The organism is Pseudarthrobacter sp. NamE2 (genome assembly GCF_005796205.1).
Taxonomy (GTDB): Bacteria; Actinomycetota; Actinomycetes; order Actinomycetales; family Micrococcaceae; genus Arthrobacter.
Map to the genome: position 1 here is coordinate 190,784 of NZ_VAHN01000005.1, position 26,759 is coordinate 217,542.

22 protein-coding genes are annotated in these 26,759 nt (G+C 63.6%); 4 read left to right on the forward strand and 18 right to left on the reverse strand.

The features are described from left to right. Window positions 1-45: 45 nt before the first annotated feature. Window positions 46-246 (reverse strand): low temperature requirement protein A, encoded by a 201-nt coding sequence (locus tag FDW83_RS19445; protein WP_370281177.1) that lies wholly within the window; start codon window positions 244-246, stop codon window positions 46-48. Beyond that, window positions 243-1,559: an ATP-binding protein gene (locus FDW83_RS08515; RefSeq protein ID WP_138137425.1), complete on the reverse strand. Its 1,317-nt coding sequence runs from the start codon at window positions 1,557-1,559 to the stop codon at window positions 243-245. Before FDW83_RS08515 ends, FDW83_RS19445 begins: the two co-directional genes overlap by 4 nt. 192 nt (window positions 1,560-1,751) lie before the next feature. On the opposite strand from FDW83_RS08515, the gene ggt reads away from it, so the two are divergent. After that, window positions 1,752-3,611 carry a gamma-glutamyltransferase gene (ggt, locus tag FDW83_RS08520; RefSeq protein ID WP_138137427.1) on the forward strand — a complete coding sequence of 620 codons (1,860 nt, stop codon included), beginning with the start codon at window positions 1,752-1,754 and terminating at the stop codon, window positions 3,609-3,611. An 82-nt stretch (window positions 3,612-3,693) separates the two neighbouring features. Here ggt and FDW83_RS08525 read toward each other — a convergent pair whose 3' ends face one another. The 9 genes from FDW83_RS08525 to FDW83_RS08565 all read right to left on the reverse strand — a co-directional run bounded on the left by FDW83_RS08525 (window position 3,694) and on the right by FDW83_RS08565 (window position 16,360). After that, window positions 3,694-5,205: an amino acid permease gene (locus FDW83_RS08525; protein ID WP_138137429.1), complete on the reverse strand. Its 1,512-nt coding sequence runs from the start codon at window positions 5,203-5,205 to the stop codon at window positions 3,694-3,696. 14 nt (window positions 5,206-5,219) lie between these two features. Then, window positions 5,220-6,635: an aspartate ammonia-lyase gene (locus FDW83_RS08530; RefSeq protein WP_138137431.1), complete on the reverse strand. Its 1,416-nt coding sequence runs from the start codon at window positions 6,633-6,635 to the stop codon at window positions 5,220-5,222. A gap of 39 nt (window positions 6,636-6,674) precedes the next feature. Further along, on the reverse strand, window positions 6,675-7,718 hold the full coding sequence (locus tag FDW83_RS08535; protein ID WP_138137433.1) for an asparaginase: 1,044 nt from the start codon (window positions 7,716-7,718) through the stop codon (window positions 6,675-6,677). A gap of 25 nt (window positions 7,719-7,743) precedes the next feature. Next, the gene (locus FDW83_RS08540) at window positions 7,744-8,448 is read right to left on the reverse strand and encodes a FadR/GntR family transcriptional regulator (RefSeq protein WP_138137435.1); all 705 of its coding nucleotides are present in this window, start codon (window positions 8,446-8,448) and stop codon (window positions 7,744-7,746) included. 43 nt (window positions 8,449-8,491) lie between these two features. Next, window positions 8,492-11,887: a DEAD/DEAH box helicase family protein gene (locus FDW83_RS08545; RefSeq protein WP_138137437.1), complete on the reverse strand. Its 3,396-nt coding sequence runs from the start codon at window positions 11,885-11,887 to the stop codon at window positions 8,492-8,494. Between the two features lie 181 nt (window positions 11,888-12,068). Beyond that, the gene (locus tag FDW83_RS08550; RefSeq protein ID WP_138137439.1) at window positions 12,069-12,770 is read right to left on the reverse strand and encodes an NYN domain-containing protein; all 702 of its coding nucleotides are present in this window, start codon (window positions 12,768-12,770) and stop codon (window positions 12,069-12,071) included. After that, a complete protein-coding gene (locus FDW83_RS08555; RefSeq protein ID WP_138137441.1) occupies window positions 12,763-13,698 on the reverse strand; it encodes a restriction endonuclease in 936 nt (311 codons plus the stop codon). Before FDW83_RS08555 ends, FDW83_RS08550 begins: the two co-directional genes overlap by 8 nt. Beyond that, the gene (locus tag FDW83_RS08560) at window positions 13,695-14,867 is read right to left on the reverse strand and encodes a restriction endonuclease subunit S (RefSeq protein WP_138137443.1); all 1,173 of its coding nucleotides are present in this window, start codon (window positions 14,865-14,867) and stop codon (window positions 13,695-13,697) included. Before FDW83_RS08560 ends, FDW83_RS08555 begins: the two co-directional genes overlap by 4 nt. Beyond that, a complete protein-coding gene (locus FDW83_RS08565; protein WP_138137445.1) occupies window positions 14,864-16,360 on the reverse strand; it encodes a class I SAM-dependent DNA methyltransferase in 1,497 nt (498 codons plus the stop codon). The genes FDW83_RS08560 and FDW83_RS08565 overlap by 4 nt, the downstream gene beginning before the upstream one ends. A gap of 300 nt (window positions 16,361-16,660) precedes the next feature. Between FDW83_RS08565 and FDW83_RS08570 the strand changes: the two genes are divergently transcribed. After that, window positions 16,661-17,734: a hypothetical protein gene (locus FDW83_RS08570; RefSeq protein WP_138137447.1), complete on the forward strand. Its 1,074-nt coding sequence runs from the start codon at window positions 16,661-16,663 to the stop codon at window positions 17,732-17,734. 63 nt (window positions 17,735-17,797) lie between these two features. Here the strand turns inward: FDW83_RS08570 and FDW83_RS08575 are convergent, their stop codons facing one another. Further along, complete coding sequence (locus FDW83_RS08575; protein ID WP_138137450.1) at window positions 17,798-18,904, reverse strand: thermonuclease family protein; 1,107 nt, start codon at window positions 18,902-18,904, stop codon at window positions 17,798-17,800. 310 nt (window positions 18,905-19,214) lie between these two features. On the opposite strand from FDW83_RS08575, the gene FDW83_RS08580 reads away from it, so the two are divergent. Both FDW83_RS08580 and FDW83_RS08585 read left to right on the forward strand, forming a co-directional pair. After that, window positions 19,215-19,454, forward strand: a complete 240-nt coding sequence (locus tag FDW83_RS08580; protein WP_138137452.1) for a helix-turn-helix transcriptional regulator — start codon at window positions 19,215-19,217, stop codon at window positions 19,452-19,454. Then, window positions 19,451-20,695: a type II toxin-antitoxin system HipA family toxin gene (locus FDW83_RS08585; RefSeq protein WP_138137454.1), complete on the forward strand. Its 1,245-nt coding sequence runs from the start codon at window positions 19,451-19,453 to the stop codon at window positions 20,693-20,695. The genes FDW83_RS08580 and FDW83_RS08585 overlap by 4 nt, the downstream gene beginning before the upstream one ends. Window positions 20,696-20,705: 10 nt before the next feature. Here the strand turns inward: FDW83_RS08585 and FDW83_RS08590 are convergent, their stop codons facing one another. From FDW83_RS08590 to FDW83_RS08615, 6 genes are all read right to left on the reverse strand, one after another. Beyond that, window positions 20,706-21,641: a hypothetical protein gene (locus FDW83_RS08590; RefSeq protein WP_138137456.1), complete on the reverse strand. Its 936-nt coding sequence runs from the start codon at window positions 21,639-21,641 to the stop codon at window positions 20,706-20,708. Between the two features lie 8 nt (window positions 21,642-21,649). Then, complete coding sequence (locus FDW83_RS08595) at window positions 21,650-22,267, reverse strand: uracil-DNA glycosylase (protein WP_138137458.1); 618 nt, start codon at window positions 22,265-22,267, stop codon at window positions 21,650-21,652. A 152-nt stretch (window positions 22,268-22,419) separates the two neighbouring features. After that, entirely contained in the window at window positions 22,420-23,907 is a 1,488-nt protein-coding gene (locus FDW83_RS08600; protein WP_240720904.1) for an HNH endonuclease signature motif containing protein, read from the reverse strand. Window positions 23,908-23,987: 80 nt separating this feature from the next. After that, window positions 23,988-24,371, reverse strand: a complete 384-nt coding sequence (locus tag FDW83_RS08605; RefSeq protein ID WP_138137462.1) for an RNA-binding S4 domain-containing protein — start codon at window positions 24,369-24,371, stop codon at window positions 23,988-23,990. 35 nt (window positions 24,372-24,406) lie between these two features. Further along, on the reverse strand, window positions 24,407-25,552 hold the full coding sequence (locus FDW83_RS08610) for a sulfite oxidase (RefSeq protein ID WP_240720905.1): 1,146 nt from the start codon (window positions 25,550-25,552) through the stop codon (window positions 24,407-24,409). A 192-nt stretch (window positions 25,553-25,744) separates the two neighbouring features. After that, the gene (locus tag FDW83_RS08615) at window positions 25,745-26,749 is read right to left on the reverse strand and encodes an aldo/keto reductase family protein (protein WP_138137464.1); all 1,005 of its coding nucleotides are present in this window, start codon (window positions 26,747-26,749) and stop codon (window positions 25,745-25,747) included. Between the last annotated feature and the right edge of the window lie 10 nt (window positions 26,750-26,759).

Below are 26,759 nucleotides of genomic sequence, written 5' to 3' on the forward strand. Positions count from 1 at the left end.
CCAGTCGTCCGTGTCATAGGCGCCGGCGAACCAGGTGAAGTTGATTTAGGCCCAGATCGCGGCAAACATAACAAACGCGAAGCCCAGCAGCCCTGGCACCAGGTGGGTATCGGTGATCTCGTGGGCAAACTGGCTGCCGGCCACGCCAAAGGCAATGACGAAGGTCAGGTCGAAAAAGAGTTCCAGCGGCGAGGCAGTCCGGTGCTTCTCCTGCGGATCAGGCCGCCCATGCGCGGCCCTGTTTATACGCGTCCCAGTGCATCGATGTCCTCGAGGAACTCCTGGTGCACTTCGGCGCTGACGGTGGTCCGTGTTTCGGCGATGGCGTCCAGGTAGTCCTGGGTGGACGGGCCCTTCCGGACCGCCTCCCGTACAGAAGGCCGCGCTCCGGAGGCCAGCCCGCCGTCGTCGTACACTGCCTTCTCCAGTGCCCGCTGGGAGGCGCTGCGGGCGGCGTATTCGATATCGGCAGGGGAGAAGCCCTCGGTGCGTTCCACGAGGAGCTCCACGTCAACGTCATCCACCACCGGCGCCGGGATGAAGCGCTGCCACATCGCCTCGCGGGCCTGCCGGTCCGGCAGGCCGATAGGGATGACGTAGTCGAACCGGCCGTGCCGCAGGAATGCCGAGTCCAGGGCGCGGATGAAGTTGGTGGCGCACACGAGCAGCCGGCCGGGCTGTTCGCGGAACGCGGGGATGATCTTGAGGAGTTCGTTGGTGACGCCCTGCAGCGGGGACGGCGGGTCCCCGGCCCGCTGGGAGGCAATCTCCTCCACCTCGTCGATGAACACCACGGCGTGCTCCAGCTCGGAAATTTCCAGGAAGGTTTCGCGCAGCGCGCCGGCCAAACCCTGGGGGTCGGCGGCGAGGCGGGACGGGAAGACTTCCACGAAGGGCCATTCCAGGCGGGAGGCGATGGCTTTGGCGAAGGTGGTTTTGCCGGTGCCGGGCGGGCCGAAGAGGACGACGGCACGCGGCGGCACCACGCCGAACTCGTCGGCGAGGTCGCCCTCGGCGAGGGGGAGCACCAGGCGGCGTTCCAGCAGTTCCTTTTCGCGGCGCATGCCGGCGACGTTTTCCCAAAGATCGCGGGCCAGGACGCGGCCGCCCAGCTGGCCGAGCGCGCCGAGTTCCTGCCGCTGGACGGGGATGGTTCGTTCAAAGTAGCGCAGGTTCTTCTTCAGGGCGAAGCCGCGGCCCAGGAACGCCTCGACGCGGGTTTCCGATTCCGGCATGAGCGCTGAGAGCTTGTTGAGGCCGTGCGGGGCCATCCGGTTTTCGACGGCGGCGAGCAGTGAGGTGCCGATCCCGCGGCCGCGGTATTCGGGGAGGGTGGCCAGGAAGACGATCCAACCCTGGTCATGGGCCGCGCGTCCGACGGCGGCGCCCACCACCTGCTCGCCCTGCACAGCCACCACGGCATGGTCCTTCTCGCATGAGGCGAGCACCTCGGACAGGGCGTAGACCGGTTCCACGTTATTCGCCTTGAGGGTCTCCCACAGGTGCAGGATCCCGTCCAGGTCCGCCGAGTGGAAATCCCTGATCCGCCAGTTGGTCATGCTGTTCCTCCCGAGGTGGTTCGTCCTTGAACTGCACTGCGAGCATAAGCGATGGGCGCTGCGAGGCAGGTTGCGGGGCCGTTGCGTGACCTCCGCTTGGACGGGCCGGTTAGGTAGCAGGAGGCGTTGAGTGTCCCCTCCCCGAGGAGTAGCGTGACATCCACCTCACCCGCACCCCATTCAGGAGCAACCATGCCACACCTGGGACGCCGGCTAGGAGCCATGACGGCTGCGCTGGCGATGAGCGTGACCACCGGGGCACTCATGAGCCCGGCCTCCGCCCACCAGAAACACTGGGCGGACAACCTCGAGAAGACCCCGACGGCAACGGGTTACGGCGGTGCCGTCAGCACTGTGGACCTGGACGCCTCCGCCGCCGCCATCGAAATCCTCCGCAGGGGCGGCAACGCTGTTGATGCCGCTGTGGCGGCTGCAGCCACCCTTGGCGTCACCGAACCGTACAGTGCCGGCATTGGCGGCGGCGGGTACTTCGTGTACTACGACGCGAAGCGGGAAAAGGTCTACACGCTTGACGGCCGCGAGACCGCACCTGCTGCGATGCCAAGGGACGCCTTCATCAAGCCCGGTACCAACGAAGCCTATGAATTCAAGAAGCAGGCAACCAGCGGCATGTCGGTAGGTGTGCCCGGCACTCCCGCCACATGGGAAAGAGCCTTGGAACGCTGGGGCAAGAAGGACCTGGCGAAAGTGCTGGAGCCGGCGATCGAGGTAGCCGAAAAAGGCTTCGTGGTGGATGAGACGTTCCGTTTGCAGACGCTCGAGAACAGGGAGCGGTTCCTGCCCTTCGAGGCAACCCGGCAGCTCTTCCTGCCCGGTCCGGGCAACGATGCACCTGCCGTGGGCTCGGTCTTCAAGAATAAGGACCTGGCTGAAACGTACCGGCTCCTGGCCCGGGAGGGCATGGACGAGTTTTACGACGAAGGGCTGGCAAAAGAGATCGCAACCACGGTGCGGAAGGCGCCGTCTTCTACAGATCCGAACGTCCCGGTTCCGGGACCGGCGGGGGTCATGACGGAGGAGGACCTGGATGACTATGAGGTCCTGGACCAGGACCCGACCCACGTGAACTACCGCGGCTACGACGTTTACGGCATGGCACCCTCGAGCAGCGGCGGCACGACTGTGGGCGAGGCGCTGAACATCCTTGAGACGTTCGATCTGCCCGCGCTCAAAGCCGACAAGTCCAAGGTGCTGCACCACTACCTCGAGGCCACGGCCCTCGCTTTCGCCGACCGCGGCAAATATGTGGGCGACCCCGCTTTCGTGAGGGTCCCCACCAAGGCACTCCTCGACCCGGTCTTCGGCAAGGAGCGGGCCTGCGAAATCAATCCACTGCAGGCGGCAACCAAGCCAGTGCCGGCAGGGGACGTCACGAATTACGACGGCGTCTGCCCGGTGAAGCCTGCAGCGCTCAGTGATGCTTCGGACACCGAGAACATCAACACCACCAACCTCACCGTGTCCGATAAGTGGGGCAACGTGGTGGAGTACACCCTCACCATTGAGCAGACGGGCGGCTCCGGCATCACCGTTCCGGGGCGCGGATTTATCCTGAACAACGAGCTGACAGACTTCTCGCCCGTGTACAACCCAACGGACCCCAACCGGATTGAGCCCGGCAAGCGGCCGCGTTCGTCGATGTCGCCCACCATCGTGCTCAAGGACGGCGAGCCGTTCCTGGCACTGGGTTCCCCGGGTGGTTCAACCATCATCACCACCGTCCTGCAGACGCTGATCAACCGGATTGACCTGGGAATGAATATCCAGGACGCGCTGGCTGCCCCGCGCGCCACCCAGCGGAACACCGCCAACGTCACCGCAGAACAGGCCTTCATTGATGCGCCCTACGGGCAGGCCCTAAAGTCGCAATACGGCCACACCTACGCCGCCGCCGGGCAGCCCGGTACATCCGCGGCCGAGATCGGTGCCGCCACCGCTATCGAGTTCCTACCGGATGGCCGGACGGTTGCCGCGGCCGAGCCCGTCCGGCGCGGCGGCGGTTCGGCCCTGGTGGTCAAACCGTCACGGTAGCCCCTAAAGCCGGGAACCTAAACCCCGACGGCGGCACCCGGGTTCCGGGAACCCGGGTGCCGCCGTCGGACGTTTGGAACCGCTACTTCTTGAAGGTTTCAGCCGGCGGGTTGGCGATCACGGGAGCCGTGCCGGTGAAGCCCTTGCGGGTCTCGGCGATCTCGTGGATGCGCTTGCGGCAGGCGTACCAGCCGAACACCATCAGGATGGACGCGACGGCCGTCACCAGCATGGTCAGCGGCGAATCGATGAAGACCATCACCAGGACGCCGATGAGGAACAGCAGCGAGAGGTACCCGGTGTAGGGGGCGCCGAACATCCTGAACGAGGGGCGCTTGACCCAGCCCTTGTCCGCCCAGCGCTTGAGCTGCAGCTGGCACAGGACGATGGTGGCCCAGGTCATGACGATGCCCACGGACGCGACGTTGAGGACGATCTCGAAGGCCTCGGCCGGGACCAGGTAGTTCAGCGGGACGCCCAGCAGGGAAACGCCGGCGGTGATGGCGATGCCGCCGTAGGGCACACCGGCCTTGTTCATCCGGGAGGCGAACTGCGGGGCGGAGCCGTTCACAGCCATCGAGCGCAGGATGCGGCCGGTGGAGTAGAGGCCGGCGTTCAGCGAGGACAGGGCGGCGGTGAGGACCACGAGGTTCATGATGACGTCCACGCCCTGGATACCGATGGAACCGAAGAAGGTCACGAACGGGCTGACGCCTGCCTGGTAGGAGGTGTAGGGCAGGAGCAGTGCCAGCAGGATGACGGAACCGACGTAGAACACGGCGATCCGGAAGACCACGGAGTTGATGGCCTTGGGCATGATCTTTTCCGGGTTCTCGGTTTCACCGGCCGCGGTGCCCACCAGTTCGATGGACGCGTAGGCGAACAGGACGCCCTGCATGAGGATGATCATGGGCAGCAGGCCGTTGGGGAAGATGCCGCCGTTGTCCGTGATGAGGCTGAAGCCCACTTCCTGGCCGGCAACGGGGGTGCCGAAGATGACGAAGTAGGTGCCGACGATGAGGAAGGCGACCAGGGCTGCGACCTTGATGAGCGCGAACCAGAATTCCATCTCGCCGAAGACCTTCACCGAGACGAGGTTCAGGGCGAGGACCACCACGAGGGCGATCAGTGCCCATGCCCATTGCGGAATTGCGCCGATCCAGGGGACGTAGTTGCCGAAGAAGTTCATGTAGAGGGCCGCCGCGGTGATGTCCACGATGGTGGTGGTGGCCCAGTTGATCCAGTAGAACCAGCCGGAAACGAACGCGGCCTTCTCACCGAAGAATTCGCGGGCGTAGGACACGAACGAGCCGGACGACGGGCGGTGCAGCACCAGTTCGCCCAGCGCCCGCAGGATCAGGAACGCGAAGAAACCGCACACAGCATAGGCGAGGACCAGCGACGGGCCCGCGGCGTTCAGGCGTCCGCCGGCGCCGAGGAACAGGCCGGTGCCGATGGCGCCGCCGATGGCGATCATCTGGATTTGCCGGGGCTTCAGGTTCTTGTGGTAACCCTTGTCCTCCGCGTGCAGGGCCTGCTCGGTGGCGTGCGCCTGCGGGGGAACAGTGTGGTCTGTGATGGGGGGATTCGACATGGGGGTCCTTTTGGCTACTTGCTGAGGTTCGCGAGGCGTTCCGGGCTGAGGAGTTCCTGGAGCTGGGCGGCGGTGAGGAGCCCGTGCTCGAGGACGAGTTCGGCCACGCCCTTGCCGGTGGCCAGGGCTTCCTGGGCGATGGCGGTTGCGGTGGCGTAGCCCAGGTGGGGATTCAGGGCTGTGACCAGGCCGATGGACTGCTCCACGGTGAGGCGGAGGTGTTCAGTGTTGGCGGTGATGCCGCGGATGCAGCGGGCCGTAAGGGTACGGCAGGCTGCTTCCAGGTGGGAGATGCTCTTGTGGAGGCTGTGGACAATGACGGGTTCGAAGGCGTTGAGCTGGAGCTGGCCGGCTTCCGCGGCCATGGTGATGGTGACGTCATTGCCGATGACTTCGTAGGCCACCTGGGAGACCACTTCCGGGATCACCGGGTTGATCTTGCCGGGCATGATGGACGAGCCGGACTGGACGGCCGGCAGGTTGATCTCGCCCAGGCCGGCGCGGGGGCCGGATGAAAGCAGGCGGAGGTCGTTGCAGATCTTGGACAGCTTGACGGCCACGCGCTTGAGCACTCCGGAGAGGTGCACGAACGCGCCCACGTCCTGGGTTGCCTCGATGAGGTCGACGGCGGTGACCAGCGGCAGGCCGGTGATCCCGGCCAGGTGCCGGCAGGCTGCCTCGGCGTAGCCGGCGGGTGCGTTCAGGCCGGTGCCGATGGCGGTGGCGCCAAGGTTGATCTCGTGGATCAGCAGTTCGGCTTCGGCCAGGCGCAGCCGGTCCTCGCCGATGGTCACCGCGTAGGTGCCGAATTCCTGGCCCAGGGTCATGGGTACGGCGTCCTGGAGCTGCGTACGGCCCATCTTCACCACGGTGCGGAACTCAAGTGCCTTTTCCGCGCAGGCTTCTTCGAGTTCGGCCAGGGCGTCCAGCAGTTCCCGGGCGGCGAAGATGGTGCCCAGCTTCACGGCGGTGGGGTAGACGTCGTTGGTGGACTGGCTGAGGTTGACGTGGTCGTTGGGGTGCAGCCGGGCGTAGTCGCCCTTGGGGTGGCCCAGGATTTCCAGGGCACGGTTGGCGATGACCTCGTTGGCGTTCATGTTCGACGATGTTCCGGCGCCGCCCTGGATGACGTCCACCACGAACTGGTCTGCAAGCCGGCCGTCCAGGATGTCCTGGCAGGCCTGCCCGATGGCATCCGCCCGCTCGGCGTCGAGGAGCCCGAGCTCGCGGTTGGTCCTCGCTGCAGCGAGCTTCACCGCGGCAAGGCCGCGGACCAGGTGCATGTTGGAGGAGAGCTTCTGGCCGGTGATGGGGAAGTTTTCCACGGCGCGCAGGGTGTGCACGCCCCAGTAGGCGTCGGCGGGGACGTCGCGGTCGCCGAGCAGGTCGTGCTCGGACCGGACGTCTGCCGCGGTTTCGGTGATTGTCATGGGGTCCTTACGGGGCTTCGTTGACGGGTCTGGACAGTTCTATGTCAGGAAGTCGGTGGCCTGGAGCAGGCCCACCTGGTGGCCGCCGCCCAGCACGGGAGCGGTGGCGATGGGGGCGAGTTCGGCCGCGTCCACGCCGAGCGATTCCAGCAGGCGTACCGTGGCGGGCATCCGGGCGCGGTCGCCGCCGTCGGAAATCTTCACGGCCACGGCACTGCCGTCGGCGAGGCCCACCAGCTGGACGCCTTCGAAGCCGTCTTTGGCCACTGCACCCGGGAGCAGGCGCATGAGCGCGGTGACGTCGCGCCCTTCCCCGGCCACCATGTCCGGGTGCTGCTGCATGGCGAGCCCGACGGTGGCTTCCGCACTGCTTATATTCAGGGCAGCGCCGTCGTCATCCTTTCCAAGGGCGGCGGCCCGGGCGATGCGGGCGAAGGCGCGGGCCATGCCGTGCAGGGTCAGGGCGAAGAGCGGGGTGCCGCAGCCGTCGGTGCTGACGGCGGCCACTTCCTCGCCTGTCAGTTCGGTGACGGTGCGCCGCACAAGCTGCTGCAGCGGGTGGTCCGGGTGGAGGTAGCCCTCCACGGGCCAGCCGTTGATAACGCAGGTGGCGGCCATGGCGGCGTGCTTGCCGGAGCAGTTCTGGGTGAGCTGGGTGGCGCTGCCGCCGCCGCGGAGCCATTCTTCGCGCTCGCCGGCCCCGTAGGGGAGGTCGGTGCTGTTTTCGAAGGCGCTGACGCTGAGGCCGTGCAGCTCGAGGATCCGCAGGGCGCCGTCGCGGTGTTGTGCCGCTCCTGAATGGCTGGCGGCGGCCAGGGCGAGGAGGTCTGCCGGAATGTCCAGCCCGGCGCGGACCATGGCCACAGCCTGGAGTGGCTTGAGCGAGGACCGCGGGTAGAAGGGGGTGTCCGGGTCACCCGCCGCAGCTTGCGTTGTCCCGTCCGCAGCGAGGGCGACGGCCGAGCCGTAGTGGACGCTCTCCACCAGTCCGTCGCGGACGGCGGCAACCAGGGGAGCGTGCTGCGGGAGGCTTTGGAGCGCCGGGGCAGCGCTCCGGGCAGCGGAAAACACAGGGGAGGGCATGGGGTCCTAGGGGTGGGTTGCGTGCTTAGTTGTTGAGGATGGAGTCGAGTGCCTGGCCCACGGCGTCCAGGTGGGAGGCCATGGCGGCGCGGGCGTCCTCTGCGGAGCCCGCTTCGATGGCGGTGAGGATCCGCTGGTGTTCGATATCCGAGGCATGCTGGCGGTCAGCCACCATGTTCAGGGTTTCCGACTGGTGGGCGAGGGCGCCGCGGATATCCGCTACTACGCTGGCGAACACCTTGTTGCCGCTGGCGCGGGCAATTGCCGCATGAAAGCTGGAGTCCAGTGAGACCCAGGACTCCGGATCAGTCTCAGTGGCCATGGCGGCCACGAGGTCGCGGAGATTCTCGAGTTCCTCGTCCGTCCTGCGTTCGGCAGCCAGGCCTGCCGCCGGAATCTCGATGTGCGGGCGGGCCTCGGTAAGGTCCCGTGCCGAGTACTGGCCGAGGGTGAGATCGTTGGCCACCTTGTTGGCGACCACGAAAGTGCCTTTGCCGGTCTTGGTTTGTGTCAGTCCCAACGCCGTGCAGGAGCGCAGCGCTTCACGGATGACGGAACGGCTCACCCCGTACTGCTGCGCCAGGGTGGCCTCGGAGCTGAGCTTGGTGCCCACTGGAACCTGGCCGGATTCGATGTCGCCGCGGATGGCGTTGAATACCGCCTCCGCAGCGCTGAGCCGCGCGAGGGGGACTACAGGCTGTCCTGCTGTCCGGCTGTCTGACAGGTTCACGCTTTAAATATGGCACCGGTCACAGGGTATGTCAACGCGGGAGTCAGCTTACGCGTGCACGGTCCTCGATGGAGCGGAGGATGCCGAAGAGCTTCACCACCTGCTCATCACCGAAAAGGAGGTCTGGCCCGGAAGGAGCGAGCTCGCTGTAGGGGGAATCGAAGAGGGCGGCGGGGGCGACCTTTCCGTTTTCCACCAGGTGGTTCGTGAGCAGTTGCAGGAAGTCGAGCTGCTGGGCTGTCAGCGTGGTTCCGGCGACAAACTCGGCCAGGGCTTCCTCAACCGCTTCGCGGTCCAGGCCCACCAATGAGCGGACATACAGCCCCAGGCCTTCGGCCGCTGCCCGGTCCAGGTCTTCCCGCGAACCAAGGCCGCTTTCCAACAGGATCCGTTCCAGCTCGGAGAGGTCCATGGGGGTGAGCTGCCTGTTCCGCCGCAGGCGCTGGATGGCGGCGTGATCCTGGTGATCGGCGAGATACAGGCGGATTTTCTCGCGGTAACGGGCAAGGTCGATGTAGCCGTTGGCCGCCCCGGAAAGTTCGATCTCTTCAAGCTCGCCGAGTTCGTCCAGGAAGTTTGTGTACACAACGTTCCGCTTGCGCTTCTCAATCAGGTGCACAAGTTCGCGCAGCCGCAGCCTGATGTCTTCCAGCCATTCGGCTGAAACTGACTCCCACTCGGCGTCGTCCAGGATGGCCTCGACCAGCTGCAGCTGTGCCGCGATGGCGGGAACGTTCGGCTGGTCCTGAAGGGCGGCAGCTACAGCCTGCACTTTCTTGCGGAACGGATCCAGGGGCTTACCCTGCAGGGCGGCAAGCTCGGTTTGCAGGAGAAGGTAGTCAAAGCGCTTGGCCTCCTCCGTGTCGGGCAGCGCGCCGATAGGGGCCAGCCGGGCAACTTCAGTCTCCAGTGCATCAAAGTCCTCGGCGCCCAAAGACTCCCAGGCGGTTGGTTCGGCGAACCTGTCCACCCACCTGCGGGCGGGCTTGACCAGGAAGTTCTCCACCGGCAGCCTGCCCACAATGTGCTTCAACGACTCCCTCAGCTCAACAACGAAGGGGGTGCTGGAATCCCAGGCGAGGTCCGCCGTCGTTCGCAGCAGGCGGACTCGCGTGGCGAAGGTGCTCTCCGCGAGGGACTTGCCCAGGGACCCTTCATTGCCGGGCATGCCGGCGTTGAAGTACTCGGCATTGCGGCAGAGATCGAAAATGAAGAAGTCCTTCTTGTCCTCACCCGGGCCGAAGAGGTCGGGGCAGAGGCGCGTGCCGCGGCCCACCATCTGCCAGAACTTGGTTTTGGACCGGACCATTTTGAAGAAGACCAGATTCACCGCTTCAGGGACGTCTATGCCTGTGTCCAGCATGTCCACTGAGATGGCGATGTGCGGGTTGCTGTCCGGGCGCGAGAATTCGTCAATGAGGGCCTGTGCATAGTTGACCTGGTACGTCACCACGCGGGCAAAATGCCCTTTGAAGTGCGGATAGTTCTTGTCGAAGCGCTCAGCGATGAAGTCTGCGTGCCGGTTGTTCTTGGCGAAGATGATGGTCTTGCCCAGCCGGTCGCCGCCCGCCACCTTGTGGCCGTGCGTCATCAGCACCTCGAGTGCCTTATCCACGGTGTCGGTGTTGAAGAGCCAGGAATTGACGACGGCAGGATCGACCGATTCGGGGATCTCGCCATCTTCGTTCCAGTCGAGCTCGTCCCATTGCTCCTTCTCGTGCTCGGGCAGGTCGTCATACGCGATGCCCTCGTACGGGAATTTCAGCGGCACCGGCACCACGCGTGGCGGGACCAGGTAGCCGGCCTCGATGGCTTCGTTGAGCTCGTAGGCGAACGTGGGGACGTTGTCCTCGATGCCGAACAGGTTGTAGGTGTTGCGGTCAACCTCCGACTGGGGCGTGGCGGTGAGGCCAATCAGCAGCGAGTCGAAGTAGTCGAAGATCGCCTTGTACTTCTGGTAGATGGAGCGGTGGGCTTCATCGACGATGATGAGGTCGTAGTGGCCGATCCCGAACCGGCGCTGGCCCAGCTTCCCCTCGGTCTGGTTGATGAGGTTCATCATGGTGGGGTATGTGGCCACGTGGATGCGGCTGTCCGCGTCCTCACCGGAGCCCAGAATGACGGGGCCGGAACCGGGCAGGTGGGTTTTGAAGGCGTTGGCAGCCTGCTTCACCAGGGCCACACGGTCGGCCAGGAACAGCACGCGCTTGGCCCAGTTGGCTTCCTGGAGCAGTTTGGTGAGCGCGACGACGGTGCGCGTCTTGCCCGTGCCGGTCGCCATGACCACGAGGGCCTTGCGTTCGTGGTCGTTCTCATAGGCCTGGGTGACGGCTCGGATGGCGTTGTGCTGGTATGGCCGCTCAACGATGCCGTCATCGATCTGCTGCTGTGCCAGCGGTTTGCGGGTCTGGCGGCGGTTGATAAGGAGTTGCAGCTGGTCACGGGTGTGGAAGCCCTGGACGGCCCGCTCGGGGTACATTGTGTCGTCCCATATCCAGGTCTCGTAGCCGGAGGTGTAGTAAATGATGGGCCGCCTGTTGCACCGACGTTCCAGGCAGTCGGCGTACAGCTTTGCCTGCTGCTTGCCCACGTGCGGGTCCTTGGTGGTCCTTTTCGCTTCGACGACGGCGAGCGGCAGTCCGTCGGCGCCCCAGAGGACATAATCCACGTATCCGACGCCGCTCAAGGTGCCGTTCGCAGGCATGGTGTCCACCCTGAATTCGCGGTCTTCTGGATTTTCGAGCGGCCACCCGGCCTCTTTGAGATCCCAGTCAATGAGATGCTGGCGAGTTAGCGCCTCATCGTAGTCATGGCGGTCCGGGACTGACTGGTTCTGCTGCTTTGTGGCGGCGATCTCGGCCTGCAGCTGCTTCAGCTGCGCTTCGAGGTCTGCCGACTTGGCGGCCTCCTTGGCCAAGGCGTCGTTTTTCGCCTTCAGCTCTTCTTCCAGTTTCTGGAGCTGCTCGGGGGACTGCTGCTGCGAAGGTGCCGCGCTGACCGGGGCGAGGTGGCCGGCGTCGAACGCCAGCGACGGCGACAGCTGCGTGCCGTTCTTCGCGTAGTTCCGCGCAAGCCAGTAGCAGACGTGGTGCAGCTCGCGGAGGACGAGTTCCGCACCCTGCGCGGTGGGGTTGACCGGGTTGTGGACGGCGTTGTTGCCGGCCTTGCGGATGATGGTGAGCTTGCTGCCGATTGTGCCGCCTACTAAGCCCTTGAAGGCAGGTTCATTAAGCAGGGCGTTGAGGTCGTCTTTGTACGGGAGGACCAGTGCCGCCTCGACCTTGTAGAGCCATTCGACCAGCCGCTCAATCGTGTACCGGGAGTAGAACATGGAGGCGCGCGGGTCGATGCGCGCAAACTTCTCGGCACGGCGGGCGTTCTGGGCCAGGTCCGGCCAGTCGGCCAGCAGAAAGCCGAAGTTGCTGTTGCCTGCCCCCACTATTGACCCCCGTCACTGCCACACCGCGTATGGGCACTAGTCAATCATGCCTAAGGAGCGACAGCTTGCTCCATACACCTCGTTTGATCCTGCTAAATGTTGTTTGAGGGCGTTTGAATGAGTTTCTGTACTTGTGCATGCGAATCTGTCTATAGTGTGGGTACAGCCCCAGATGCTTCGGCTACTGGTTAGAAGGCTCCGAGTGATCGGGGCCTTCGGAATTTAAGCGCCACTTCACTGGACGGTGGATTTTGCCTTTGCCATCGAGGATGACATCGGGAAATTGGCATGCAGCCAGTGCTTCAAGTGTGATCTGCCGGTGAATTATGGGATTGGTCTGTTTGAGTTCGTTGCTGGATCGTTTGGGTTCCATGGGCGATAACAGGCCGGTAGATCTGTGAAGGTCCTCCGAGACCATGCGCATGGGCATCACCAGGTCGGAGTCGTTAGTACATACTACGTAAACATCCGCCTCATTGTTGAAGGCGTCGAGCAGCAAGTAGCTGGCCAAAGCAACATCGGAACCCTTTTCCTCCGTTTTCTTGACTTTCGCCGTTACTGGCTTGCCCTCGGAATCAAGCTCTGTCGGATGGACGGGCATGATCCTCGGGTCGATTCGAAATTTTCCAAGATGGACCGAAGTCCGCGGCAGTGTGCCCAAAGCGCGCAGATAGGCCTGCTGACGCTGAGGTGATTGGGGATCCGCGGCGGGCAGCGGCTTGATGATTGCGGTGAAGTACCGGATCCGGTTCACTTCGTAGTCGGGCAGGACGTACTCGCCCAGAGCTTCGAGATCCAGCCACTTGTCTTGGGGGTGGTGCTGAAGCAGCCTTCGGTACAGATTGAATCCGTCAATGTAGAGGTTTGCGGTCGGTTTACTCAAAAAAGTCCTCGTCCAGCTCCACCACGTCGTAGCTCTGTTTCACCTGGACGCCCACGCGGTACTTGATCATGAGGCTGACCAGGCGGGCGGAATCGATCAGGATGATGCGTGAGGGAACGTTCTCGGCATACTGGCGGGCGCCGGACGTGAAGGTGCTGGTGGTGATGAAGACGCCGCGGGATGCTCCGACACCATGGAGTGCGCCTACGAATGCCTGGATGGTTTCGCGCCCCACCGTGTTGCCGTCAGCGTACCGCTTGGCCTGTACGTAAATGCGGTCCAACCCGAGGGCGTCCTGGTCGATGACACCATCAACGCCGCCGTCCCCCGAGCCGCCGATGCGCCGTCCCCGCTGCTCAGCGCCGCCGTAACCCATCTTGAGGAGCAGGTCTACGACCGCCTGCTCAAAGAACCCGGGATCACTTTCCCGGAGCCGGTGGATCAGCTCGGCACCAACTTCCGTCTTGATGCGGTTGATACCGTCTTCGATCTGTTCAGACGGAGAAAGTACTGCTTCTGTGACTTCTAGAGCTTGGTCTGGCGTGGTTGTCTCTGCAGCCCGACGATTCGGCTGGTGATTCCGGTAGGCCTCAAGCGTCTCGAGATCGCGCCTGTTAAGTCCTTCAGGGAACCGGGTAAGAAGCTCCCGGCCCACATCGGTAATTTGGAAAGTCGCCCGAACTGGCCGCTGGATGGCGCCAGCTGTTGTCAGGTCCGACATTGCCCAGCCCACCCGGTTCTCAATCTTTGGTTGCCCGGAGTTCAGGAGGATGCCGCGCCGCTCATCATTCATGCCGACCTCATCCAGCACGGCGTTGATAAGTTCATGCCGCTTCCGCAAGTTGCCGTCCGAGAGTACTTTGAGGACCGGAATCATGAAGTCCTGCCACGGAGGAATGCCGTCCGATTGCGATGGAGGGGTTGTCATAGCTCTCCTCTGAAGGCGCGGTGCTGAAGTGACACGAAAAGGACATCGAGTTCAGTTAGGTGCTTGCGGTGCAGTTCTTTCAGACGTTCGACGGCGGCAACACGGTTTGCGAAAGTATGCTGAAGTTCCAGTGGCGGAAGCAGTACGGGCATTTTCTTTATGATGCCCATGTTGAGTCCGCCCATGATGGCACCTTTCGTGGTCTGCCTTAAGTATTGGCTGGCAGCGTCGGAGCGTAAAAAGTAGGAGTGCAGCCATTCAGGGACTGCCATCTTCCTATTCAGGGTGATGCAGCAAAGGTGCTTTGTGTTTATTGCAGGTGGGATATCGGAGGGCACTACGGCGCAGCGTCCCAGCGTTCCCATGATTGTCACGAGAAGATCTCCGGGTCTTACCGTGTACCTTCGAAGCGTTTGGTATTTTTCTGGTGAGATGTAGCGGCGTTCCTTCCATGCAAATTGGTTCGACACCGCATTATCGATCCCAATAACAGCAATACCTTCATCCGTGAATTCGCTTGTGAGGAGTTGACTTCCGAATGGGCCCGTCCGAATGGCACCCTTGTGGCGATCAGCTAGGTCCTCAATTGTTAGTTCAGGCCAGGAAGATTCCGGATCACCAAACATGGAGTGGAAGATCGACTGGGTGAGGGTGTCGAGATGGGCGAGGGCTTCGCGGCGCTTGGTGCGGAGATCGTCGGCCTTGTCCAGGATCGCCGCAATCCGCCGCTGCTCGTCGAGGGGAGGGAGTTCTAGCCTCAAATTGAGGAAGACCTCTTCTTTGACTCTCTGACGGTTTGTCGCTCCGAAGCTAAGTGTTCTGATTCCGTCCACAAACGATTTGTTGCCTACGCACATCAGGAGGAATCTAGGATCGACCTTGGACCTGTCGATATCGAACACGGGAAAGTCCTTGGACACCACAGCGCCATCAAGGCTCTTCGGAATGATCGCAAACGCACCGTTGCGTGCATCGATCCGGGAGTAGATGAACTGTCCAGACGTTACACGGTATCCAGTGAATGGCTGCGGAGTTTTGCCCTCACCCACGTTCCGCTTTATGGCCCCTTTAGCGTTGAGCCGTAGGGTGACGAAGGTTTCGCTAGCGGTGTTGGTGATTCGTTCGGTCCTCGTGTGCTGCCGGAGCACGTCGCCGAAGACTACCTTCACTGCAGCAGCTCCCGCAGTTCTGCCATGCCCTCGGTGATCTCAGCCTCAAGCCCGTCCAGCGCCGCCAGAATCTCCTCCGGGTCGACGTGCTCGACGTCCTCGTGCTCGATTTCCTTGTACCGGTTCAGTGACAGGTCGTAGTCATTAGCGGCGATTTCGGAAAGCGGCACACAGAACGACTGGTCCGTGCGCACCCGCTCAAGTTCCGCCGTCGTGCGTTCATTCCAGCGGGCCAGGACGTCAGGGAGGTCGGAGGAGCCAAGGGGTGTGCGCTTGTCGTCGAGGCTGAAGCCATCGGACCTCACGTCGTAGAACCAAACGTTGTCTGTACCGCCGGAGTTCGTCTTGGTGAAGAACAGGATGGCGGTGGACACTCCGGCGTAGGGCTTGAAGACGCCGGAGGGGAGCTTCACCACAGCGTCGAGCTTGTGGCCTTCGACGAGCGTCTTCCGCAGGGACTTGTGGGCTCCGGTGGAGCCGAACAGCACGCCGTCGGGAACGATGACGGCAGCCCGGCCGCCAGGCTTGAGCAACTTGATGAAAAGAGCCAGGAAGAGGAGCTCGGTCTTTTTCGTTTTGACGACCGACAGGAGGTCCTTGGCGACGTTGTCGTAGTCCAGGCTGCCGGCAAACGGCGGGTTGGCCAGGATGACGTGGTACTTCTCTTCCTCATCAGCGTGCAGGTCGGCCAGGGAATCCCGGTAGGAGACGTCCGGATTCTCCACGCCGTGCAGCAGCATGTTCATGGAGCCGATGCGGAGCATGGTGTTGTCGAAGTCGAAGCCGTGGAACTGCTGGTGGTGGAAGAACTTGCCTGTTTCGGCGTTGGTGAGCAAGTTCGGATTGTTTTTTCGCAGATATTCGCCGGCCTGAACCAGGAAGCCGCACGTGCCGGAGGCCGGATCACAAATGGCTTCCAGCGGCTGGGGAACCGTCATGGCCACCATGAGATCGATGATGTGCCGCGGCGTCCTGAACTGCCCGTTGGTGCCGGCGGAGGCGAGCTTGGAGAGCATGTACTCATACAAGTCGCCTTTAGTGTCCCTGCCGTCCATGTTGATGGTGTCAAGGATGTCCACCACCTGCTTGAGGACGCCGGCGTTAGGAATCTTGAACTGCGCATCCTTCATGTGGTGGCTGTAGGTGGAATCCTCGCCGTTGGACTGCTTGGGCAGCTCGTTGCGCAGGAACGGAAAGATGCTCTGGGAAAAAACCGTGAACATCTCCGACTGGGAGAAGTCTCTAAACCGTGACCAGCGCAGGTCGGCGTAGGGCCGCCCCTGCGGGTCCAGGCCGTTTGGGAACACAGCGTTCTGCAGGGGCTGGCCCAGGAGGTTGGCGCGCTTTTCCTCACGGGTGTGGTTCTCGTCGAGGCGCTTTAAAAACAGCAGATAGGTGATCTGTTCGATGACTTCCAGGGGGTTGGAGATGCCGCCGCTCCAGAACGTATTCCAGACCTTATCTACTTGGGACTTGATTTCACCTGTGATCACTCATGCGAGTTTAGTGGCTGGAGGGGTAGTGATTAGCTTTCATGCGTCACGCGCCCCTCTGCTGGTTTGGGCGCAGAACGTGGCATCAATCATCTGTCTGCACTGTATGTGAAGATGTCCCATATGAATGATGTGAAGCCGGACCTTGCCCTCTACGTTGAGGGCGAGTCCGCCCTGGTAGCAGGGTCACCTGACGCCATCGCGGAACTTTTCCGCAAACTGGACGTGCCGCCGGAGTCAACGGCAAAGGTGGGGACAGCTGTCACTGACATTCTCGCCGCTGCTGGGGGACTGCTTAGCATGCTGGGGCAGGAGGCAGTCAGCGGTAACTCTTTCCAGATGACACCTGCGTCCTACGCCAAGTACCTCGAGTTGGCTGGTTCCACCAAAGAAGCGTTCGGCATCGTCAGCGGTGTCCTCCGTAAGCCGGACGGAACTATCGACACATTGGTGGAACTGGTGAAATCCTCACCGGTGAGCCCAGCAGCCGGACCCAACATGGCGATGTTGGCAGCCGCGGTCGCTATTCGCTCTGCTATCCATAACCTGGAAGTTCAGCTTGAGTCCATTGACGCCAAGCTGGATACCGTGCTGAGGGACACCCGCAATGAAGCGTTGGGCAACATCCAAGGAACTACCTACATCCTGGACAAGGCCTTTGGGTACTTTGAAGAGACCGGAGAACTCACTCCCACGCTGTGGGACCAGGTGGCAGGACAGGCCGCAGCTTTGTCCCAGATGCTTTCAGTCGCCCTCAACCACATAGATGGGCTTGCCGATGGACTTAGTGCCAAAAGCTTCGGTAAGCGGCTGGAGGGGGCAAGAACCGCCGCTTCCGGTGAACTCCAGCACTGGCTGATCATCACAGCAGTTGCACTGACAAACATGGTCCGGATGGATTCACTTGAAATTATCCATGGGGCCAAAGCGGACCCGGCCGGCGCACACACCCGTCACGTAGAGCAGGCCAGGGAACGCCGTCTTGAGCTCACGCGGTCTAAAGTTCAGAAGTTGGCAGATGCTGCTGCGAAAGCGTCCAAAGTGGACACCTTAACTCGCGTAGCAAACCCCTTCGAGCTGCCCAAACTTTATGATGCGGTAGCTGAAATCCAGCGGCTTCTCATGGTGTTCTCAGAGGCCTACGGCATGCCGGCGACGGAGGCGTTCGAGCGCAAGGAATGGCACACGTCCCTTCTCGATCTGGGGCACGCAGCTGGAAGCGCCGTGGCCGGAGCTGTTGGAGCCGCCGCCGGCACTGTTGCGGCAGCACCGAAGGCCATCGCCGGCGGCGTCGAAGATACGATCCTGAATGTAGCCCAGAGCATCGAGGAACGCCGCAAGAGCGCCCACTCGGACGATCAAATTACATCCTGAACTGACATATACGGCAGCGGGCCCGAAGAGCATCTAGCTCTCGGCCCCGCTGCCGTTGAGTATTTAGCACGGAGTCCAGGTCTTCCCGCCCGGTGCATAACACCGGGGTCCGGTGTACTTGGATGGTGCCGGTGGTACGTATGGGGCCGGCGCAGGCGGAACATACGGCTGAGGTGCGGGCGCGACGTAGGGAGTTGGTGCCTGCAGCCTCCGGAGCCGCTCAGCTTCTGCTGCCTGGCGGGCAGCTTCCTCTGCCGCTGCCTTGGCCGCGGCTGCCTCCTCGGCTGCTTTCTTCTCCGCTGCGGCGCGTTCTTCCGCCGCTTTCCTTTCCGCTGCCGCCCGTGCCTCCGCAGCAAGCCGCTCTTCTTCGGCCTTCTTCTCGGCTGCGGCAAGATCAGCCTTGCGTTTGATCAGCTGGTCCTTCTTCTTTTCGGCCGACGATATCTTGCTGTCGAGTGCTTTGAGGGCCGCGGCCGTAGCGGCTGCCGATAGTCCTGCCCAGTAGACAGCACGCTGCGCGTCTTTGTTAGCGGCCAAGACGGCGCGTACTGCTTTTGCGGCGGCAACCTTTGTTCCGAGCGCGCCTGCCGCAGCGCCCATGGCGATTGACGTCTCGGCCGGTGGAGCTTCGGTTGCCGCCTCCAGTGCTTGTGATGCCTGCGCCAGTTGGGCGGGAAGGGTGCAGTCCTCTGCTTCGGAGAAGAGCCCTGCCTTTGCGTTTCGTGCCTCTTCGTATGCAGTTTCGACAGGAGGCAGGAACTTTGCATTCCTGCCGACCTGGACAGGTATCCCCAGGCCTGCGCGGGTTATCTCGGCATTTACGAGGGCACCGTCGGGCGCGAACACTCCCGCAAGAGTCCTGCCATATTTATCGTGCCGCTCGACGTCGAACTCGAGCCTGACCTTCGTGCCCCTGGGGAGTTTTTCCTCAAGATACTTGGTAGCTTCCGGTCCGAGGCACTCCACCGGTTGATTTGGGTCCTTCGTTTCCGGAGTATCCACGTTGAGCAGTCGTATCGTGTGCTCCCCGTTGTTGATTGACACGATCAAGGTATCGCCGTCGACCACCCTTACTACGGTCCCCGAATCTGCGTTTGCGGCGGCGCTTACGGCAACTGACCCTGCCACCAAGGCAGTTGTGGCGGCAGCGGCGATGATTAGCTTTTTCATAACTTGGCTCTCTTAGAACTTCCCCCAGGCGGGGCAGCGTGAGCCCCCCCAAGCTCAAGGAATCTTGAACATCCTCCTGTAATGCTGACGGCCGTGCTGCAAGAAAGGATTAAGAAAACCTCAAGAAGGTCGCAGTTTTCATTCCCGGGATCACCAGAAATTCTTAGCGCGGGCCCAGCGCCTCGGCCGCAGTCATAACAGGGCATTCCCGGTAGGCACGTTCGTGCCGGTTGGCTCTGTCGCCTTCACTCGTACAGGCGTAGGCTTTTATCTAACCAGCAAAACGGCACGAACGTACCGATGGAGTGATATGACGGGCGGGATGGCAGCGATTTCAAAAGAGGTGCGGGTGCGCCGGACTGCTCTCGGCCTGACGCAGCGCGACTTGGCGGACATGGCTGGGGTGTCGGAGCGCTTCGTCCGGTTCGTCGAGCAGGGAAAGCCGAGCGTGCAGCTGGATTCGCTTTTCGCTGTTCTGGAGACGCTCGGACTGGAGCTGCACGTGAAGACACGACGGCGCGCCGGTATTCAACAGGAGAGCCGCCAGTGAGGCACCGCATCGCGGACATTTACAAGGCGGGTGTCCTGGCCGCCCGGCTCGAGAGGTACGACGGCGGTACCCGCTTCAGCTACGTGCCCGCCTACCTCGCAAGCGGGGGACCTGCCGTCGCGACGTCCCTGCCCCTCACTAATGAGCCCGTCCTGTCTGCCGCCGGAGCCGCGCCGCCCTATTTCACGGGACTGTTGCCCGAAGGCCGGCGCCTCAACGCTCTCCGCCGATCCATCAAGACCAGCGCCGACGACGACCTCTCGCTCCTGATCGCTGCCGGCGGTAACCCTGTGGGGGACGTGCAGATAGTCGGCCACGGGGAGCCGCTGGACCCGGACGAACACGCCGTTGAACTGGACCCCAAACAGCATGTGGACTTCGACCAGTTACTGGGCGACCGCGATCTCATCGACCCTGTGGCGCTCGCCGGCGTACAGGACAAACTGTCCGCCGGGATGATTTCTCTTCCGGTCGCCAGTGCCGGCAAGAGGTTCATCCTCAAACTCAACGCACCTGAATTCCCGCACGTGGTGGAGAACGAGCTTGTGATGTTCCGCTATGCAGCCAAACTCCGCATTCCGCTCAGCCGCGTCCAGCTGATCCGGGATGTGGCGGGACGGCCCGGCCTGCTCGTGGAACGCTTCGACCGGGTTCCCCTGGCAGGCGCCGGGCCGGATGACGTGGTGCGCCTCGCGGTTGAGGACGGGGCGCAGGTGCTCAAGCTGTATCCGGCGGACAAGTACAACGTCGGCTACAGCCAGGTCTGCCGTGCGCTGGCCGACCACTGCGCCGCGCCGCTGCCGGCACTGAGGAACCTGGCCATCCAGGCTGCTTTCGCCTGGCTGACCGGCAATGGCGACTTGCACGCCAAGAACGTCTCCATGGTCCAGCAGCCGCATGGGGAGTGGGTGATCGCCCCGGTCTACGACATCCCCTCCACAGTGGTTTACGGTGACAAAACGCTCGCCCTGACCATCGATGGCAAGCGGACCGGCATCTCCCGCCGCCACTTCCGGGGCTGGGCTTCCGGGCTTGGGCTTCCTGAACGGGCAGCAACCCAGGTGATTGAGCTTGCGCTTAGAGCGTCCGGACCACTGGTTGCCGACCTTGAGGCAGGGACGGCCTTCGCCATCGTCCACAACAACAAGGGAAACGACGACGGCGGCTCGCCCTTCCCGGACATGGTCACCAGGGCGTGGGTCAAGGAGCTCAAGCACCGCCGCCGCCTGCTCGAAGGATAGGCCTGATGCTTCAGCTGCCGTCGTACCAGTGAAGCACCCGCAGGGCCCGCATCGTATTCCACCGGCTTGGCTTACCGTCGCCGTACTCGAGGGCAAAATGCACCTTGCCCGGATGCGTGTTCTCCAGGAGCCAGGTGCCGTCGGACTGTTGCTTCGACCGGACCACCTCCACGGCTTCAGCACTCCTCGGGTCAGGTTCGCCGCCGGTAGACCGGAAGTAGTCCATTGCACGGAGGACGTCGTAGAACCAGCGCGTGGGGTAGGAGAAGCGGAGCCACTCTTCACTCAGCAGTTCTCCCGTGGATTGCCGGCGCATGAGCCGGCGCTCCAGCAGGTACTCTTCCCCGCGCTGCCGGGCAGCCCGGGACTCCCGTGTTCCGGCGCCGTACCGCTCAAGCTCCAGCAGCCCTTCCAGGACGCAAATGGTGGTGTGGAACGAGGACCGGGTGGAGCCGCGGTCGGCCTCGCAGTTCCAGCCGCCGTCGTCCAGTTGATCCCCCAGCAGCCGCGCCGACACCTTGTCCACGTTCTGGCCGAAGTAGGCACCAAGTGCCGTGACCATGCCGTTGATGCAGGGCTCCGTTTCCCCCTCAAAGAATGGTTGGTTGCCTTCCTCCCAGCGGCTGTTGTCACGGACCAGGGCCACGGCCTGTTGGGCCTCGGGGCTATCTGGGAGCAGCCCGAAGTCCCGGAGCAACAACAGGCTGTAGGTGGTGGCTGTCCAAGGCTGGTTGACGGGATCGTCATCGACTGCCGGCCAGTAGGTGCCGCCGTCCCATAGCCCGTCTGCTCCTTGCAGGGCAAGCAGGCGGGCGCCCCAACCGGTGGTGGCTACCCGTTTCCGCTCCGTCAGAATCCTGTCAGCGGAGGCATCCGCGAGGTCGCGCAGGACCTGCCAGCGGATGGCGGGGTCTCCGTCGAGGAGCCAGCGGAGGACGTCCTGCATGTGGAGGGTCAGAGGTGCTGGATGCCGGCGCGCTGCATCGCGTCCTTGTACGTCTCCACGTTCTTGGCCAGGAGTTCCTCCTGCTTGGCCTCGGAAACGGCGAATGCCCGGCCGCCGAGGGCTGTGGCCTTGTAAATCTTGATGCCGTCGTTTTTCAGGGCCGAGTGGTAGGTCTTTTCGTAAAGGGTGAGGAAGGTGGAGGCATCCGTGCCGTGGGCGATGATCGCTGAGACGCGCGAGTTGATTTTCATGAACTGCCGGAATGGCCGCAGGCCGTCGGTCTTTTCCTGCACGCTCAGTGCCGAGGGGCTACCAGGCTCGCGGACCCACGGGTACGCGTTCCACGGCATCACGTAGCGGGGATCGAGTTCGGCCAGTTCGTAGATCTGGGTGGCGCGCCGGGCAGCTTCATCGTCGTTGTAGTGGGAGCCGAAGCCGGACTCGGTGCCCTTGCCGGGGCTGCCCTGCAGGCTGATGATGCGGCACTCGTCCTCATCGTGCACGGGATCGATGTAAGGGACGATTGATCCTGGCTTCCTTTCCATCAGTTCGTCGCAAAGTTGGGTTACCTTCGCGATGTTCGGTTCCTGTAGCAGGGCCTTTTTTTCGTCCCAATCAATCGTCACGATGTCTCCCTTAGCGGCAAAGTCGTCCAGAATCAGGCGTCTTAAGCCACTCTACGCTTTCGGCCATGAGGGTGGGCAGGGAAAAGTTTCCCGCCCACGCCAGATTCACCCGGTCTGGGAGTCTCGCAGCGAGGCTGCGCCGAAAGACGCTGCTATACCGGAACGAGCGGCCTGAAGTGCGCCCGCTTCAGCACCCTGGCGCGCTCCCGGTGAGCCCCGCGACGGCGGGCACGGGTATCCCGTGCAACTGCCGGCTCATCCGGCGGCAGAGTCGTACCAGGAAGCGGTGGTGCGGTGGATGTGTAGGTGTGGCCGGTTGGGGTCTTCAGCTGGACGGTGTGCCGGGTTTCGGGGATCGGGAGTGGTTTGGCTGACCAGCCTGGTGTTTCTTTGGTGTGGTTGCACGCTTCGCAAAGGCCCTGGCCGTTACCGGCACTGGTGAGCCCGTCTTTGCGCCAGGGGATGATGTGGTCGTTATGGCGGATGGGGGCGTCACAGTACGGGGTCCGGCAGACGTCGTCCCGGACCTGGACGAAGCGGCGGAGCCCGGGCGGAAAGAGCCGAACCTTCGAATCCATCGCGACAAGCTCACCGGTGCTCGGTGCGGTGTAAAGCCTTCGGACCCAAACAGCCTGCTCAGGTTTGACAGAGCCTTCGGCTGGAGCTTCCACTGCCGCTCCGCTGGCTGACGGCTGCTCTCTTGCTCCTGTGCGGTCTGATGCCCAGCCCTGGAGCGCTTTTCTTGCCCATTCGGCGGGGACGGTGCCGTAGCCGGTCAGGCGGGCCGGTTCGCTGTCGCCCTGCAGGAGGGTGCGGTCGGTCACGACGAGCTGGATGTCGATGCTGCTGACCCCGCCCTCAATGCCGGTGGCTCTTTCGACGAGGGTGTCGGCCATGATTTGGCCCTTGCCGCGCCCATCTCCCGCAGCCCGGAGCGTGTCGGCTTCCTTGGTCAGCGCCGCATAGACGGCCACGCCCTGGACGACGGGCAGCAGCGCGGTCACGCGCGCCATGGTGTCCGGCGCCGGTCGCAACGACACCGTCCGTTCGTTCACCGCGTGGCTGGCGCGCTTCGCCACCGACCGCGGATCCCTCCGGTACGCGGCTGCCTTGACGGCGGAGGTAATGGCCCGGTCACCGGCGCCGTCGAAGGTCCCGGTGTCGGCGGCGAGTTCCTCATCCACCGCGGCCCGGTCCTCCACCGACAAACACGCGGTTTCCTTCACTATCAGCGTGGTCCGCCACTCGTTCAGCTGCCCGGATCGGAAGGCGGCGTACGTGCGGGGCATCCCGGTGAGGGCCTTGGCCAGGCCCAGCAGCCTGCCGCCACGGGCCGGGGACTCCCGCCGCGCGAACGCAACCTGCGCCGCCACCCCGGCACCCTGCTCCCCGGCAGGGACACCCGCAGCAACCTGCTCCCGCCGCTGCTGCAGGTCAAAAGCCACAGCGACCTCGGCCTGCCGCGCGGACGCCAGCGTCTTCACATCCTCAAACTGCCGCAACTGATCAACCATCCCCGGACCATCAGACGCGACAGGAACAGCAGCCAGAATCCTCAGCGCATCAGCAACAGTCGGGGCGGCAGCAGGCGGCGCATCGCGGTGCCCCGTATCCACTGCCGCTGCCCCTAACACCTTCATACACAGAGTCTTCCAGCAGGGTGTGACAAAACTGACCAGCCAAGAGCGCTACGTGGAAAACTCCCGGACACGGTATTGACTCAGCCCTGCCCGCGCAGGCGCTCCATCTCGCGGCGGTCCTTCTTGGTGGGCCGGCCGGCGCCCCTGTCCCGCTGGGGCAGCCCGAGAGCCGGCGCGAGCGGCCGCGGCGGCGTGTGGTCCGTGAAACAGTGCGACGCGGCTTCCGCACCGACGCGCTTGGCGATAAGCCGCCTCACCTCGAGGATCCGCTCGTAGCCCGGCATCCGAACCGTCACGGTATCTCCCGCCACCAACGTGGCAGAGGCCTTGGACGGGCTGCCGTTCAGCCGAACATGGCCGGCACGGCAAGCGGCGGTCGCGGCGGAGCGCGTTTTGTAGGCACGGATAGCCCACAACCAGGCGTCGATGCGGACGCTCGCTGGGGCGGAAGGAAGACTGGTCATGGCTGGCACCGAGTATAGTCCCGGCCACGCCGGAGTCAGGCGCCGGTTCCCTCCACCGTGACGTTGATCCGCTGCACCATGTTGTTGCCCATTCCCTGGTAGTTCCAGTTCTGCTCCAGGGGCTGGGTGGCGCCGGTCGCGTCCGTGGCGCGGCAGGACAGGACGTGCTCGCCAGGCTCGGCGATCCACGGCAACGTCCATTTCCGCCAGGCGAATCCGCCGGCCGGCTTCTCCAGTTGTGCAGGTACCCAGGTGTCGTCGATGCCCACCTCCACGCCCGTCACCGCGCCCTTGCCGGACCAGGCCCGGCCCTGCAGCAGCACCGGACCCGGGTTGAGGATCCTCCTGCGGGTGAAAAAGTCGGGGACGCCCGGCGGGACCATCAGCGAACGTACCCTGATCCGCGACACCGGGGTGCCGGCGTCGTCAGCGGACTCCTGGTAGCGGTAGGCGACCTTCTGCTGATACCCGGCAAACGGGGCGGTAACCACCTCGATCGACTCGAGCCACTTCACGCTCGCCATGCCGTACCAGCCGGGGACCACCAGGCGCAGGGGATAACCGTGCTGGGGCGGCAGTTCGGTGCCGTCCATTTTGTAGGCGAGTACGACGTCGGCGCGCAGGGCTTCGCGGATCGGCAGGCTCCGCGCGTAACGGTGGGGGACGCCGCCCTGGACTCCGGCGTCGGCACCGGTGAACACCACCTCCACGGCGTTCTGCAGCACACCCGCTTTCCCCAGGAGGTAGGCCAGGGGGACGCCGGTCCAGTGCGCGGTGCCTACCCCTTCCTGGACCCACGGCTGGCTCATCGGCCGGGGCGAGAGGAGGGACCGGCCGTTCCCGGCGCACTCAAGGGTAACCGGAACCGTGATGGCGGGATCCCTGCGCAGGGCCGCCATGCTCAATTCCAGGGCCCGTTCCACAGCGCCGTTGATCCTGAGGTGCCAGGAGGAGACCTCGATATCCGGGATGTCGAAGTGCGTCAGGACATAGTGCAGGCCCGGGGGAGTGATGTCCCGGCGCAGCGCCTCCAGCGGCATGGAGTGGTTGCGGGCGGAAAGCTGCAGTTCCTCCCTGGTGAGGGGACCGGTGGTGGGGCCTGCTGTGGGCGGTGCCTGTTCCGGCGCCTGCGGTTGTGCTGCCTCGGGACGGGCATGTGGGTTGCTGAAGATCTCCGTCATGGTGCTGTCATCCTGGGTGGGCTGGAGGAGCTTGTGCTCTCTGGTTTACGCCCGCAGCGTCGGCCCGTCAACGCCCCGCAGCCCGGAAGTTTCTATCCGGATACGCAGGCCCGGAGGCACCGGAACCCTGCATATCCGGACACAAACTTGAAGAAGGCTAGAGGACCGGGCCGGCCAGGAATTCCGCCACGGTTAAGCTTCCCGCTTGGCCGGAGATTTGGTCTGGGCCGGGTCGCGCTCCGCAAGGGCACCGATGGCGTCGTCGATCTTCTTCATGACCTCCGGCTCCAGTTTCACCCCGGCAGCGGCCGCGCTGTCCGCGAGCTGCTCCGGACGCGACGCACCCACGATGGCGGAGGCCACGTTCGGGTTCTGCAACACCCAGGCCACGGCCAGCTGCGGCATGGTCAGGCCGGCTTCGTCGGCGATCGGCTTCAGCTCCTGCACGCCGGCCAGGACGTCGTCGCGCATCCAGCGTTCGATCATTTTGGCGCCGCCCTTGTCGTCCGTGGCCCGGCTGCCCTCCGGGGCAGGCTGGCCGGGAAGGTACTTGCCGCTGAGGACGCCTTGGGCCATGGGGGACCAAACGATCTGGGACAGACCCAGCTCCTCCGACGCCGGCACCACCTCGGCCTCGATCACCCGCCACAGCATGGAGTACTGGGGCTGGTTGGAGATGAGCTGGAAGCCAAGTTCCTTGGACAGTGCATGGCCTGCGCGGATCTGCTCAGCAGTCCACTCGCTCACGCCGATGTACAGCGCCTTGCCCTGCCGGACAATGTCCGCGAACGCCTGCATGGTTTCTTCGAGCGGCGTTTCGTAGTCGTAGCGGTGCGCCTGGTAAAGGTCGATGTAGTCGGTCTGCAGCCGGCGCAGCGAACCGTTGACGGAATCCATGATGTGCTTGCGGGACAGGCCGAGGTCGTTCTTACCCTTGAACCCGGTGGGTCCGTAGACCTTGGTGAAGATTTCCAGGGATTCGCGGCGCTCGCCCTTCAGGGCTTCGCCCAGGACCGTTTCCGCTGCTGTGTTCGCGTAGACGTCCGCCGTGTCAAAGGTGCTGATGCCTGCATCGAGTGCGGCCCGCACGCACTGGGTGGCGACGTCGTTTTCCACTTGGGAGCCGTGCGTGAGCCAGTTGCCGAAGGTGATTTCCGAGACTTTGAAACCGCTGTTTCCGAGGTATCTGAATTCCATGCGTTTCACG